Annotated in this window: 14 protein-coding genes; 12 read left to right on the forward strand and 2 right to left on the reverse strand. The window is 72.7% G+C overall.

Annotation, left to right across the window (positions count from 1 at the left end; all coding sequences use genetic code 11):
* Nucleotides 1–612 (reverse strand): mechanosensitive ion channel family protein (locus AWW66_RS18120; protein ID WP_425413284.1); only part of this gene is annotated, 612 nt, incomplete at its 3' end.
* A 259-nt stretch (nt 613–871) separates the two neighbouring features.
* Here AWW66_RS18120 and AWW66_RS18125 point away from each other — a divergent pair.
* The 12 genes from AWW66_RS18125 to AWW66_RS18180 all read left to right on the forward strand — a co-directional run bounded on the left by AWW66_RS18125 (nt 872) and on the right by AWW66_RS18180 (nt 13487).
* Nucleotides 872–1756, forward strand: a complete 885-nt coding sequence (locus tag AWW66_RS18125) for a helix-turn-helix domain-containing protein (protein ID WP_067367637.1) — start codon at nt 872–874, stop codon at nt 1754–1756.
* A 293-nt stretch (nt 1757–2049) separates the two neighbouring features.
* A complete protein-coding gene (locus AWW66_RS18130) occupies nt 2050–2961 on the forward strand; it encodes a ribokinase (RefSeq protein ID WP_067367641.1) in 912 nt (303 codons plus the stop codon).
* Between the two features lie 14 nt (nt 2962–2975).
* Nucleotides 2976–4001 (forward strand): ABC transporter permease, encoded by a 1026-nt coding sequence (locus AWW66_RS18135; RefSeq protein ID WP_083978602.1) that lies wholly within the window; start codon nt 2976–2978, stop codon nt 3999–4001.
* A gap of 58 nt (nt 4002–4059) precedes the next feature.
* Nucleotides 4060–5079 carry a substrate-binding domain-containing protein gene (locus tag AWW66_RS18140; protein WP_067367647.1) on the forward strand — a complete coding sequence of 340 codons (1020 nt, stop codon included), beginning with the start codon at nt 4060–4062 and terminating at the stop codon, nt 5077–5079.
* A gap of 4 nt (nt 5080–5083) precedes the next feature.
* Nucleotides 5084–6631 carry a sugar ABC transporter ATP-binding protein gene (locus tag AWW66_RS18145; RefSeq protein WP_067367650.1) on the forward strand — a complete coding sequence of 516 codons (1548 nt, stop codon included), beginning with the start codon at nt 5084–5086 and terminating at the stop codon, nt 6629–6631.
* Nucleotides 6628–7083, forward strand: a complete 456-nt coding sequence (gene rbsD, locus AWW66_RS18150; RefSeq protein ID WP_067367653.1) for a D-ribose pyranase — start codon at nt 6628–6630, stop codon at nt 7081–7083. The genes AWW66_RS18145 and rbsD overlap by 4 nt, the downstream gene beginning before the upstream one ends.
* Nucleotides 7084–7127: 44 nt before the next feature.
* On the forward strand, nt 7128–7835 hold the full coding sequence (gene deoC / locus AWW66_RS18155; RefSeq protein ID WP_211271984.1) for a deoxyribose-phosphate aldolase: 708 nt from the start codon (nt 7128–7130) through the stop codon (nt 7833–7835).
* Between the two features lie 92 nt (nt 7836–7927).
* Nucleotides 7928–8695, forward strand: coding sequence for a GntR family transcriptional regulator (locus AWW66_RS18160; protein WP_067367655.1), 768 nt, complete (start codon nt 7928–7930; stop codon nt 8693–8695).
* Nucleotides 8696–9057: 362 nt separating this feature from the next.
* The gene (locus tag AWW66_RS18165) at nt 9058–9774 is read left to right on the forward strand and encodes a tryptophan 2,3-dioxygenase family protein (RefSeq protein ID WP_067367658.1); all 717 of its coding nucleotides are present in this window, start codon (nt 9058–9060) and stop codon (nt 9772–9774) included.
* Nucleotides 9775–9868: 94 nt separating this feature from the next.
* Nucleotides 9869–11281, forward strand: a complete 1413-nt coding sequence (locus tag AWW66_RS36010) for a tryptophan 2,3-dioxygenase family protein (RefSeq protein ID WP_067367661.1) — start codon at nt 9869–9871, stop codon at nt 11279–11281.
* Complete coding sequence (locus tag AWW66_RS18175; RefSeq protein ID WP_083978600.1) at nt 11278–12459, forward strand: aminotransferase class V-fold PLP-dependent enzyme; 1182 nt, start codon at nt 11278–11280, stop codon at nt 12457–12459. Before AWW66_RS36010 ends, AWW66_RS18175 begins: the two co-directional genes overlap by 4 nt.
* The gene (locus AWW66_RS18180) at nt 12456–13487 is read left to right on the forward strand and encodes a methyltransferase (protein ID WP_067367664.1); all 1032 of its coding nucleotides are present in this window, start codon (nt 12456–12458) and stop codon (nt 13485–13487) included. Before AWW66_RS18175 ends, AWW66_RS18180 begins: the two co-directional genes overlap by 4 nt.
* A gap of 45 nt (nt 13488–13532) precedes the next feature.
* Here AWW66_RS18180 and AWW66_RS18185 read toward each other — a convergent pair whose 3' ends face one another.
* Complete coding sequence (locus tag AWW66_RS18185) at nt 13533–13715, reverse strand: hypothetical protein (RefSeq protein ID WP_067367667.1); 183 nt, start codon at nt 13713–13715, stop codon at nt 13533–13535.
* Nucleotides 13716–14034: the final 319 nt, after the last annotated feature.

Consider the following 14034-nt stretch of genomic DNA (forward strand, 5'->3'; position numbering starts at 1 on the left):
GTACTGCATCGGGCGGACCAGACCGCCGCCGACGCCCACGACGAGGATGCCGCCGACGGTGGCGAGCACCGCGATCAGCACCGGCGTGGTGACCGTGGTGGCGATGCCGACCTGGTTGAGCGCCGCGATGATGCCCAGGCCGAGGATGAACCAGGAGGCGACCCTGGCCAGCACCCGCCCGTAGGACAGACCGTCGAGCGCGCTGCTGATGATGTCCTTGACCGCGTTGGCGATGGCCGCCGCGACCACGATGATGACGATGGCCACGAAGGCCCGGGGCAGCCACGCGATGACGGCGGCGATCAGGTCGGAGATGGGGTTGGGACCCCAGACGCCGAAGGCGAGGTACAGGGTGAGCAGCAGCACCCCGTAGTACGCCAGTTTCGCGACGAGGTCGCTGGCGTCGTACGTGGACCGGGCGAGGGCCTTGCGGATGCCGCCCCGGTCGACGGCACGGTCGAAGCCGACCCGGTGCAGCAGCTTCTGGACGACCTTCAGGACGGCCTTGGCGACCAGCCACCCGGCGATCAGGATCGCCACGAAGGCGAGCGCCTTCGGCAGGAACAACAGTACGGCGTGGAGCGCGTCGCCCACAGCCTCTCCGACGGACATGAAGCGGGCCCCTCCAACATGGTCAGGCGGACGGTAGGGCGTTCATCTTCCCCGACGAACGGACGGACAAACCCGGCGGGTCGCCCACCGTCGCGGGTGGACCCGTCGACGGGACTCCGGCCCCGCGTCCCGCTCCGTGGCGCGCTTACCGCCATCGATCCGCCAAACGTGGTCCAGCTCTTGACTTGCCTCCACCCGACGACTATCTGTTGCACAACAGGTGACCCTCTGTGGTGGAACGAAATCAGGGAGTGCGGGGATGGCTCAGGACGTCGGGTCCACGGTGCCGCGCCGTCAGCTCGGCCGACTGCTGCGCCAGGCGCGCACCGAGGCCGGGGTCACCCTGGAGACCGCCGCCGAGGCCCTGGAGTACAGCCGGCAGAAGATCTGGCGCATCGAGTGCGGTACGGGGACGGTCCGCGTCCTCGACGTCCGGGCGATGTGCGAGCTGTACCGGGTGCCGGCGGAGACGACCGAGGTACTGCGGGCGCTCGCCGTGCAGACCCGGGCCAAGGGCTGGTGGCAGGAGTACGGCGACGCGGTGCCGAGCTGGTACGAGTTGTACCTCGGTCTGGAGTCGGCCGCCGCCCACCTGCGTCGCTACGACGAGTCGCTGGTCCCGGACCTGCTCCAGACCCGGGAGTACGCGTACGCCCTCCCCCGGGCGACCGGTCCGGAGGTGCCGACCCGGGACCGCGCGGTCGACCTGCGGATGCAGCGGCAGCGCCTGCTCACCCGCCGGCACCCGAAACCGCCCCGACTGACCGCCCTGGTCTCCGAGGCGGCGCTGCGGCGTCCGGTGGGTGGCCCCGAGGTGATGACCGACCAGCTCGCCCGGCTGCTCGAGACGGCCGGGCTGGCGACCGTGTCGCTGCGGGTGGTGCCGCTGGCCGCCGGCCCGCACCCCGGCGCCACCGCCGGCACCTTCGTGATCATCGACTTCTCCGGCCCCCGTGGCGGCCAGGCGGCGCGGGAGCCGTCCGTGGTCTACAGCGAGTCCCTCACCGGGGCGCTCTACCTCGACAAGCCGGACGAGGTGGCCGCCTACGAGAACGCCTGGCGGTCGGTGGCCGCGCTCGCCCTCGACGAGTCCGCCTCGACCGACCTGATCAAGAGCATCATCGCCGAGGGTCAGCCGGGCTGACGACCGGGCGTCCCGGGGTGGACGCCACCGGGCCGGTCAGCAGGCGCTGACGCGCCTGGCGCATGGCGGCACCCGCCGCACCCACCGGCAGGGAACCGTCACGCGGCACGCCTCCCCGACCGGTCGGGCCGCACCCTCCGGAGGCGTCCGACCTGCTCACGGGGCCTTCCCGGGTGACTCACAGGTTTCCTGGAAGTTTCCGACAACCTCCTCGAAGACTCTTGACACCCTCGCCGCGACGCTCCTATGGTCCCCTCAGTTGTACATGGTTGTCCATGAACAAGAGGGCCAGGATGAAGATTGCAGTCGTCGGCAGCTACGGCGCCGGGCTCACCATGCGGGTACCCCGGGTGCCCGTCGCCGGGGAGACCCTCTCCGGCGGCCAGTTCGCCTCCGGGCACGGGGGCAAGGGCTCCAACCAGGCCGTGGCCGCGGCCCGCCTCGGCGCGGAGGTCAGCTTCCTGACCGCCGTCGGCGCGGACCAGTTCGGCGCGGCGGCCCGGGACCTCTGGGCCGCCGAGGGGGTGGACGCCACGGGGGTCCGCACCACCGAGGCGGCCACCATGGTCGGGGTCATCCTGGTCGAGTCCGACGGCGAGAACCGGATCGTCATCGCCCCCGGCGCCCTGGACACCCTGACCCCGGCCGACGTCGAGGGCTTCGCCGACCGGATCGCCGCGGCCGACCTGACCGTGGTCTGCCTGGAGATCCCGCTGCCGGTCGCGCTGGCGGCCCTGCGCGTCGCCCACGAGCGCGGCGTGCCCACCCTGCTCAACCCCGCCCCGGCGGTACCCCTGCCGGACGAGGCGTGGCAGTGGATCGACGTGCTGACCCCCAACGCCAGCGAGGCCCGGGTGCTCGCCGGGCTCGACCCGGACGACCCCACCACCGGCGACGACCTGATCGACCTGCTGCGCACCCGGTACGCCGGGACGGTGGTGCTCACCCAGGGCGCCGAGGGCGCCCTGGTGGACGTCGCCGGGCGGCGCAGTCGGGTCGCCCCGGTCCCGGTACCCCGGGTGGTGGACACCACCGGCGCGGGGGACGCCTTCACCGGCGCGCTCGCCGTCGCCCTGGCCCGCGGCGACGAGCTCACCGAGGCCGTCCGGTACGCCGCCGCAGCCGGCGCCCACGCCGTCGGCGTCGCCGAGGTCATTCCCGCCCTGCCCGGCCCGGACGACGTCGCGGCCCTGTTGAGGAAGTGAGAGAGATGGCCCAGATGACCGCTCAGGCCGCACCCCCGGCGGGGCAGGCGGCCAGCACCACCCCCCGTTCCCCCAACCCCCTCCAGCGGTTCCTGCACGCCCGGGAGGCCAGCACCTTCCTGGCACTGGTCGTCCTGTTCCTGCTGGGCACCACCATCGCCCCGGGTTTCCTGGGCACCGACAACTTCCTCACCGTCGGCCAGCAGATCGCGCAGATCGGCATCATGGCCATCGGGGTCACCTTCGTCATCATCAACGCCGAGATCGACCTCTCCGTCGGCTCGATCTACGGCCTCGGCGCCGTCGTCTGTGGACTGTTGATGACCTCGGACGTGGCCTGGCCGCTCGCCGCGCTCGGCGGGATCGCCGCCGGGGCGGTGGCCGGGCTGATCAACGGCCTGGTGACGGTCGGCTTCGGCATCCCGTCGTTCATCGTCACCCTCGGCACGCTGAGCGTGTACCGGGGGGTGACCCTGCTGCTCAGCGGCGGCTCGCCGATCTCGCTGTCCGGCAGCGACCCCAACGTGGCCGAGTTCAACCTGCTCGGCCAGGGCAAGCTGTTCGGGCTGCTGCCGATGCAGCTCGTCATCTTCGCGCTGGTCGCCGTGCTCGGCACGATCGTGCTCTCCCGCTCCCGGTACGGCTTCAATACCTACGCGGTCGGCGGCAGCGCCGAGGCGGCCCGGCTGTGCGGCATCAACACCAACCGGGTCAAGGTCACCGCGTTCGCCCTCTCCGGCACGCTCGCCGGCCTGGCCGGCGTGCTCGGCCTCTCCTTCCTGTCCTACGTGCAGGGCGTGACCGGCACCGGGATGGAACTCACCGCCATCTCCGCGGTGATCATCGGTGGCGCGGCCCTGTTCGGCGGCTCCGGCACCATGCTCGGCACCGTCATCGGCGTCGCGTTCATCGGCGTCCTGCAGAACATCCTCAACCTGCGCGGCATCTCCTCCTTCTGGCAGACGGTGGCGACCGGCGCGGTGATCATCCTCGCCGTGGCCGCCGACACCTGGCTCCGCAGACGATCCGGACGGCGCTGACCTCCCCCGGCAACCCGTCCGCCACCACCCCATCCCCCCACCGCAAGGAGCCCCTCGGATGAAGCTCTCCCTCCGGCGCCGGATCACCGTCGCCGCCACCCTGAGCCTGGCGCTGCTGGGCAGCGCCGCCTGCGGCGCGGTCACCCCGGCCAGCACCGCCACCGGCGGCGACGGCGGCTTCCAGCTCGCCGACTACATCTCCGACGCCGTCGAGAAGGGCGACCCGCTCAAGATCCGGCTCAGCTACCACGACCCGTCGCTGGCCTTCGCCGTGCCGATCCGGCAGGGCATGGAGCGCGGCGCGAAGGAACTCGGCGTCGAGGCGCAGATGATCGGACCGACCGGCGGCAACGCCGCCGACCAGGTCGCCGAGTTGCAGACCCTGATCAACCAGAAGCAGATCCACGGCCTGGCCGTCTCCTCGGCCAGCAACGACGCGCTCAAGCCGGTGATCGCCCAGGCGTACGACGCGGGCATCCCGATCATCTCGTTCAACACCAACAACCCGGAGTCCCGGCAGATGGGCTTCGTCGGGCAGGACCTGGTCGCCTCCGGCCGGTCGCTGGCCGAGGAACTCATCAAGGTGCTGAACGGCAAGACCGGCAAGGTCGTCGTGGTCTCGGTCGACTCCGGCGCCGGCTGGTCCAACGACCGGTTCTCCGGCTTCCAGGAGGGCGTGAAGGACGCCGGCCTGCAGATCGTCGGCCCGGTGAACACGGGCAACGAGCCGAGCGCCGCGTACAACACGGTCGAGTCGACGATGGCGGCGCAGAAGGACGCGATCGCCCTGGTCTCCCTCGACTGCTGCAGCTTCACCGCCGGGGCCAAGTGGCTCCAGCAGTCCGGCAACGCCGGCAAGATCCACTCCGTCGGCTTCGACGTGCAGCCGCAGACCGTCGAGTACCTCAAGGGCGGCGTGGTCGACCTGAGCATCAGCCAGGGCCCGGCCGAGCAGGGCTACCAGGCGGTCAAGCTGCTGGCCGAGTACCTGAAGAACGGCACCGAGATCGCCGACGTGGACACCGGCGCGCTCGTGGTCACCCGCGACAACGTGGCCACCGTGCCGGTGGAGGGCTGAGCCGATGACCAGCCCGGCCACGATCGCCGCCCCGACGACGGCCGCCGCCGTCGAGGTGACGGGTCTGTCGAAGCACTTCGGCGCCGTCCGCGCCCTCCAGGACGTGACCCTGGACGTCCCGGCCGGCAGCCTGACCGCCGTGATGGGGGAGAACGGCGCCGGCAAGTCGACCCTCATGAAGATCCTGGCCGGGCTGGACACCCCCACCACCGGGACGGTCCGGGTCGACGGGGAGCAGGTCCGCCGGTACGACCCGGCGACCCTGCTCAGCCGGCACCGGGTCGCCCTGGTACCGCAGGAACTCGCCCTGGCCCAGGACCGGACGGTCGCCGAGAACATCATGCTCGGCGTGGAGCCCGGCTCGCGGCCCTTCCCGCACCGGCGCCGGATCGACGAGCGGGCGGTGGCGCTGCTGGACCGCCTCGGCGTCCGGGTCGATCCCCGGCGGACGGTGCGGCACCTCGACGCCGCCACCCAGCAGCTCGTGGTGATCGCCCGGTCGCTGGCCCGACAGGCCCGGCTGGTCATCCTCGACGAGCCGACCTCGATCCTGTCCCCGGCCGAGTCGGAGCAGCTCTTCGGGGTGATCCGGTCGTTGCAGGCCGACGGGGTGACCATGCTCTACGTCTCGCACCGGATGCCCGAGGTGTTCGCCCTCTCCCAGCACATCCACGTGCTGCGCGACGGTCGGCACGTCGGCTCCTGGCCGACCGCCCAGGTCACCCCGGACCAGGTGGTCGCGGCGATGGTGGGCCGGGAACTGGCCGCCGAGTTCGCCCGGCACGACACCGCCCCGCCCGCCCCGGCGGCCACCCCACGGCTGCGGCTGAGCCGGGTCTCCGGCCGGGGCTTCCGCGACGTGGACCTCACGGTCGCGCCGGGTGAGGTGGTCGGCGTGGCCGGCCTGCCGGACAGCGGCCGGGTCGAGCTGCTGCGGGGCGTCTTCGGCGCCGACCCGATCAGCGGCGGCGACCTGGCCCTGGACGGCACGGCGTTCACCGCCCGCTCCCCCCGCGACGCCATCGCCGCGCGGGTGGCGTACCTGCCCGGGGAACGCCGGCAGCAGGGGATCCTGCCGACGATGAGCGTCGCCGACAACGTCACCATCCTGACCCTGGGCCGCCGGCAGCGCTTCGGGCTGCTGCGGCGGCGGGCGCTGCGCCGCGACGCCGACACCCGGGCCCAGCAGCTTCGGGTGAAGACGTCGACCACGGCGCAGGGCATCACCCAGCTCTCCGGCGGCAACCAGCAGAAGGCGCTGCTGGCCCGGTGGCTGTCCATCGAGCCCCGGCTGATGCTGCTGGACGAGCCGACCCGGGGCGTCGACGTCGGCGCCAAGGCGGAGATCTACCGCCTGTTCCGCACCCTCGCCGACGAGGGGGTGGCGATCCTCGTCTCCTCGTCGGACCTGCCCGAACTGCTGACCGTCAGCGACCGGATCGCCGTCATGGCCGCCGGCCGCCTGGTCGGTGTCATCCCGGCGGCGGAGGCCACCGAGGAAAAGGTCATGGCCCTGGCCACCGGGGCACACACCATGAAGGAGAAGCCATGAAACGCAGGGGCGTGCTCAACGCCGAACTGTCCGGCGCGCTGGCCACCCTCGGCCACACCGACCTGCTGCTGGTGGTGGACGCCGGCTTCCCGATCCCGCGCGCCGCGCGCCGGGTCGACCTGGCCATCGCCGAGGACCTGCCGAGGCTGACCACCGTGCTCGACCTCGTCGCCGACGAGATCATCGTCGAGGGCGTCGTGGTGGCCGAGGACGTCACCACCCACAACCAGCCCCTGGCCGCCTGGCTGGGGCAGCGCTTCCCCGAGGCGCCCCTGACCACCCGCACGCACGCCGAGATGCTCGGCGACCTCGCCCACGAGGCCAAGGTGATCGTCCGGACCGGGGCCTTCAACCCGTGGGGCAACGTCGGCCTGGTCTGCGGCGTGGACGTGCCCCGCTGGTTCGACGAGCCCGGCGTCGTCGTCCCGGACTACTACCGCGACCGGATGTAGCCGTCGCCACCCGCACCACGACGCACCAGAATTCGGAGAGAAACGTGAGCCCTGCCATCCTGGCCGACACCGAGGTCACCCCTGCGGCGTTGGCGCCCTACATCCAGCACACCCTGATCGACGTCGGGGTGACCCGGGACCGAATCGTCGCCCACGCCGAGGAGGCCGTCCGGTACGGCTTCAACGCCGCGATGGTGCCCGGTTCCTGGGTACCCGAGGTCGCCGAGGTGCTGCGCGGCACCGGTGTCGAGGTCGCCTCGGCACTCGACTTCCCCACCGTCGGGGTGACCACCAGCGCCGGCAAGGCCGCCGAGGCGGAGAGCCTGGTCCGCGCCGGCGCCACCCAGATCGACATCGGGGTGCAGATCGGCTGGCTGAAGAGCGGCCGGTACGACGCCTTCCGCGACGACATCGCCGGCGTGGTCAAGGCGTCCGGGGTCCCGATCAAGGTCATGCTGGAGCTGCCGCTGCTCACGCCGGCCGAGCGGGAGACCGCCGTCGCACTGTCCATCGAGGCGGGTGCGGCGATCCTGAAGAACGCCAGCAGCGGGTCCGTCGAGGTGGCCAACCCGGAGAGCGTCGCGTACCTGGTGGCGCGGGCGCCGGAGGGCGTCCGGGTCAAGGCGTCCGGCGCGATCAAGTCCTTCGACCAGGCCGTGTCGCTGCTGCGGGCCGGCGCGGTGCTGCTCGGCACCAGCGCCGGGATCGCCCTCGTCACCGACGACGCCGACGAGAACACGACGAGCTACTGATCCGTCCGACCCCCTCGACGACCCGCGCTGATCGACGGTGACCGTCATCGGCTACGGTCGTCGGGGGGCGACGGACGCCCGGAGAAGGTGACATGTCCGACCAGTTGAGCCCGGCCGGGGTGAGTGAGCACCTCGACCGCGACGCGCCGGCACCACTGCACGCGCAGGTGTCGGAGCAGATCCGGGCCAAGATCCTGTCGGCCGAGTGGCCCGCGCACTACCGGCTGCGCAGCGAGCCGGAGCTCGCCGTCGAGCTGGGCATCTCCCGGGGCACCCTGCGGCGGGCGCTGGCCACCCTGATCCGCGAGGGCCTGCTGGTGCAGGTCCGGGGGCGGGGCACCTTCGTCACGTCCACCGCTCTCGAACCGTCCATCGCGCAGAAGCTCACCACCCTGTCGGAGGACTTCGCCCGGCAGGGTGTCTCGGTCACCACCCAGGTGGTCTCCCAGCAGGTGATGCCCGCCCCGCCCCCGCTGGCCACCCTGCTCGACCTGCGCCCCGGCCAGTCGGTGCTGCGTCTGGAGCGGCTCCGCTCCACCAGCGCCGGGCCGGTGGTCTGGCTGGTCAACTACGTCCGTACCGACCTCGCCCCCGGCCTGGAGCAGGCCGACCTCGCCGACCGGTCGCTGTTCGGGCTGCTGGAGAACGACTACGGGCTGAAGATCAGCTCCGGTCGACGGACCTTCACCGCCACCGCCGCCGCCGACCGGATCGCCGAGGCCCTCGGCGTGCCGGCGGGCTTCCCGCTGCTCTACCTGGAGCAGATCACCTATCTCGACGACGGTCGGGCGATCGAGTACTCCGACGTGTGGATCCACAGCGAACGGATGCGGGTCACCTCGCTGCTCTCGCGCCGCTGAGCGCCCCGGGCCGCCCGGCGGGCGCGTCGGCGCCCGCCGGCACCGGTGCCGATCCGAGCCCGGAGCGCCGTTTCGGGGTTTCCAGACCCCCGTTCGCCACTTTCCGCAGCACTGTCGTGACGGAAAGCAACACCGTTGTGTGACGAATCAACCACCGAACGTCATTGACTCGCGAAGATCTGCGTGTTAATCGGAAAGTTTCCCTGGCGCTGAAAAGCCGGCAAACCCCCTTCCCCGCATGCGCGGCGATTCCGTGACGGGGAGGTGACACATTGCCATTCCTCGTTGGATACTGTCCGCCGCCATGCGCCGTCGCGCCGTCGGTTACCGACGCACCGACGCTGACCAAAGGGGACTATTCCGTGAAGCGGGACCACGCACCTGTGCTGCCGGGAGACGGCGCCACGGACTACGCGCGCTACATGCGTACCGACGCTTTGCTCGACCTGCAACGACGTCCGGCGGAGATGATCCACCGCGACGAACTGCTCTTCCAGGTGGTGCACCAGTCCACCGAACTCTGGCTGAAGCTCGCCACGGCCGAGGTGACCGAGGCGGCGGCCCGGCTCACCGCCGGGGAGCCGGCGGCGGCCGAGCCCCTGCTGGCCCGCGCCACCCTCGGGATCCGGCTCGTCACCGACCAGCTCGAGATGTTCCGGTACCTGTCCCCAGTGGACTTCCAGGCGATGCAACCGGCGATGGGCAACGGCTCCGGCGCGGAGTCGCCCGGCTGGCGGCGACTCCAGGTCGCGAGCCGACAGCTCGGCCGGGTCTTCGCCGACCACCTCGCCCGGCGGGGCATCGAGCTGACGACGCTGCGCCGGCCGGACCCGACCGACCCGGTGCACCGGCTCGCCGAGGCGATGCTGGAGTGGGACGAACGGGTGTCGCTGTGGCGCAGCCGGCACTACCAGGTCGCGCTGCGGGTCGGGGGCCACGGCCCGGCCGGCACCCCGGGCAGCGCCGCGACCATGCTCGCGAAACTCATCGACCACCGCTTCTACCCGGAGCTGTGGCAGACCCGGCGCACCGATGCCGAGAAGCTATCCGAGGCCAATTCCCCGGCCACCCGGCCGTGACAATTCCTGCGTCCCGAGAATCCGCACAGCCCCCACTCCACATACCACGAAAACGGAATTCGAGGTACGGTTCGTGCGCGAACTGACATGCTGGATGTCCGGCGTGGCCGACCCCGGAACCTTCCCCTACTCCCCCGTGCTGCGGGAGTTCCACCGCGTCGGTAAACACTTTGTGAAACCGGATCTGCTCGCCCAGTTGGACCACGTCCGGGCCCGGGTTACCGTCCCCGATCCGACGCCGGCCGGCGGGCCGGACCCCGCCCGACTGTTGCGCGACTTCCTCGACGTCGCCCTCGACAAGTGGGACGGCCGGTACGACTACCGCAGCTACCTGGCCCTGCGCCTGCTCGGCCTCCCCGTCGACACCGACGACCTGCCCGACCGGGCGGCCCCCGGCGACGCGGCCCGGGACGACCCGCCCGGTCGGGATGCGGCTGACCGGGATCCGGCCGCCGACGCCGAGCCGCCCCTCGACCCCGCCGGCAGTCGCCGCCGACACGACCTGCTGCTGGTCCGGCTGATCGCCGACGCCCTCGCCTTCGAGGTCGCCGCCGGCGTCGGCAGCGACCTGCTGCCGCACCAACGTCCCCCGGCGGAGGTGGTGGCCAAGCGGCACCGGCTGGGCCTGCGGGCCGTCGCGCCCGCCCTGGCCCGCCTCGGCCTGGCCGGCGAGGTCGACGGGCGGGACCCGGCGGAGGCCGCCACCGCCCTGCACGCCCGTGCCCTCCGCGAGGACCCGGACGCGGCGCGGGTGCTGCGGCTGAGCATGCTGCCGGTCTACCTGTCGCACGACGAGTACCTGTTCATCCGGGTACTCCAGGGCTACGAGTGCGTCTTCGCGCAGATCGCCGGGGAGTTGCACGCCACCCAGGGCGACCTGGCCGCCGGGCGGGCCTCCCGGGCGGCGCAGCGGCTGGCCCACGCCCGGGACCAGCTCACCACCGCGGGCCCGCTCTTCTCCCTGCTGGCGACGATGCAGCCGGCGGCGTTCCGGACCTTCCGGGAGTACACCGACGGGGCGAGCGCCATCCAGTCCCGCTCCTACAAGCTGATGGAGTCGCTGTGCCGGGTGCCGGAGCGGCAGCGACTCGACTCGGCCGCGTACCGGTCGGTGCCGGAGGTCCGCGACCGGGTGCTGGTCGGACACCCGTCGATCGACGGGGCCTACCGCAGCGCGGTCCACGAGGGCCGGCTCGCCGGGAGCGACCGGTCCCTGGTGGAGTCGGGGATGGACGCGTTCGCCACGGCGGTGCTGCAGTGGCGGCGGACCCACTACCGGCTGGCCGTACGGATGCTCGGCACCCGGCCCGGCACCGGCTACACCGAGGGCACCCCGTACCTGGCGCAGGTCCGCGCCATCCCGGTCTTCACCGCCCGCCCCGACCCGGCGGACCCGCCCCCGGCGGACGACCCTGCCGCCCGCTGCCCCGGTGGCGGGAGCACCACCGGCGCGGCCCACCCCGCATCGCCGACCTGGACCCACCCGACTGGAGGCTGCCCCGCGTGAGCGCACCCGACCTGGTACCCGACCCCACGCCGGGCCGCTGTCTCGACCCCGCCGCCCACGCCGCCCTGCGGGCCGAGTTCCCGCTGCTGGACACCGGGGTCGTCTACCTGAACAGCAACTCGACCGGCGTGGTGCCGAGGGGCGCCCAGCACGTGCTGACCGACTACTGGACGACCCTGCGGACCTGGCGCGACGAGGTGTGGCACGACTGGCACGTCGGCCTGGACCGGTACGCCGACGCGGTGGCCGCCCTCATCGGGGCGCCGGCGGGCAGCGTGGTCACCGACGCGAACCTGAGCACCCTGCTCGGACGGGTCGTCTCCTGCTTCGACTACCCGCCGGAGCGCGACCGGGTCCTCATCACCGACCTGGAGTTCCCGACCGTGCCCTTCCTCTGGCAGGCCCAGCGGCGGCGGGGCGCCCGGGTGGAGGTCGTCGGCACCGGGGGGCCGGCCGTCGACGAGGAGGGCCTGCTCGCCCGGATCGACGAGCGGACCCTGCTGGTGTGCGTACCCCACGCGACCTTCTCCTCCGGGGCCACCATCGACCTGCCCCGTCTGGTGGACCGGGCCCACCGGGCCGGGGCCCTGGTGGTGGTGGACGCCTTCCAGACCGTCGGGGTGGTGCCGCTGGACGTGACCGCCCTCGGGGTGGACGTCCTCCTCGGCGGGGCGCACAAGTGGCTGTGCGGGGTCGGCACCGCCTTCCTGTACGTCCGGCCCGACCTGACGGAACGACTGGAGCCGACGGCGACCGGCTGGCAGGCCGGGGACCGGGCGCTGACCTTCCAGCCGTCGCGGGACTGGGCGGCCGGGGCGCAGCGCTTCGCCGGCGGCACCCCGTTCCCCCTCACCTCGCTGGTCTCCCAGGTCGGGCTGGACCTGCTGGCCGGGGTGGGGCTGCCCGCCATCCGGGCGCACTCGCTGGCCTGCACCCGACAAGTGATCGACCGGGCGGCGGCGGCCGGCATCGCGGTGGTCAGCCCCACCGAGCCCGACCGGCGCGGCGGGGTGGTCTGCCTGGACGTCCCCGACGGGGAGACGGTCAAGCGCCGGCTGGCCGAACAAAACATGATCTGTAGCTGGCGAGGGTGGCTCCGGGTCGGCCCGCACGTCTACAACACCCTCGACGAGGTGGACGCGTTCATGGACGCGTTGGAGAAGGAGCTGCGACGGTGAACGTCACCCTGTCCCCGCGGGCGCTGATGAGCCTGCTGGCCAACGGCCCCAAGGCCATCGACGTGCTGGAGACCGCGCTCGGCACGGGCCTGCTCGACGCCCTGGAGCCGGGTCCGGCCCGCCTCGGCGACCTCGCCGACCGGTTCGGGGTCCGGCCGCTGCGGCTGTACAAGTTCCTCGACTGCCTGGAGAGCCTCGGCTTCGTCGAGCGCACCGAACCCGACGACGACATCACCTCGGCCCGCTACCGGGCGGTGCCAGGGCTGCGGGACGCCGTCGCGGCGGTCGTCGGGCCGGACGCGGTCGAGCGGGATCGGGACCGGTACCCGTGGCGGGTGCTGCACGGCCGGCTGGCCGAGAGCCTGCGCGGCGAGGTGAGCATGAGCGACGACGACTTCGCCTGGCCGCCGCAGACCGACGAGCAGACCGCCGAGTTCGAACGCAGCATGGCCGTCGGGCTCGGCCCGGTGATCGAGACGGCGCACCGGCACGCCGACCGGCTGTGGTCGGACCGCAAACGGCTGCTGGACGTCGGCGGCGGCGACGGCACCCTCGCCGCGCACGTCCTCGACGACGCCCCCGGGCTGTACGCCGACGTGTACAACCTGCCGGCGGTGGAGCCGCTGGTGGCGGCGACCCGGCGGCGCCGGGGGCACCCGGACCGGCTGGGCTTCGTCGGGGGCGACTTCTTCGCCGAGCCGCTGCCGTCCGGGTACGACGCGATGGCGTTCGTCCGGGTGCTGCACGACTGGCCCAACGACGTGGCCCGCCGGCTGGTCGAGCAGGCGTACGCGGCCCTGGAGCCGGGCGGGCTGCTGGTCATCGGCGAGGAGTTCCGCACCCCGGACCGGTTGGCGATGCAGTTCTTCTGGAGCTACTTCCTGATCGGGGTGGACAGTTGCGTCAGCCGGTTGCGGGAGGTCGACTTCTACACCGGACTGCTCGCCGAGGTCGGCTTCGAGCGGGTGGCGGTGCTGCCCGGGGCGTGGGAGCTGATCTGCGCCTACAAGCCGTACGGCGGGAACTGAGCCGCACCCCGGGTGCCCGTCGCGTGGGACGGGCACCCGGTGCGGTCAGGCCGCCGGACCGAGCCGGTACGGGGTGCCGGGGCTGAGCGCCCCCAGCACCCCGACCAGCGTCGCGGTGCTCAGCCGCACGGTGTTGTTCAGCCGCACACCGTTGCTCAGCCGCGCGTCGGGGTGGAGCCAGCTCGGGACGCTGGCCGTCCACTCCGCGCCGCCCCGCGCGAGCCTCACCCTCGCGATGGTTAACGTGCCCATGGCGTCTCATCTCCTTTCCTGTGCGCAGGGGAACCGCCGTCAGCCCCGCAGGGCGCCCGAGTTCAGGGGTCGGTGACGGCACGGTGGCGCTCCGCCGAGCGAGCGCTCTGGTTTCGGATAGGGGCCGGCCCGCCCCGCCGGTCGGGGCGACGCCCGCAGGAGTGCGGGCCACAGCGCTGTCGTGGCCGGCGGACGAAGACTGCTGTCGTGGTCGGACCGAGGATCTCGTGGTCGGACAGAGGATCTCGTGGGCCGGGAGCGAGAACGGAGAACGCCGCCCGAGCCGGTGGGTCCG

The sequence above is a fragment of the Micromonospora rosaria genome (genome assembly GCF_001567585.1).
GTDB classification, from domain to species: domain Bacteria; phylum Actinomycetota; class Actinomycetes; order Mycobacteriales; family Micromonosporaceae; genus Micromonospora; species Micromonospora rosaria.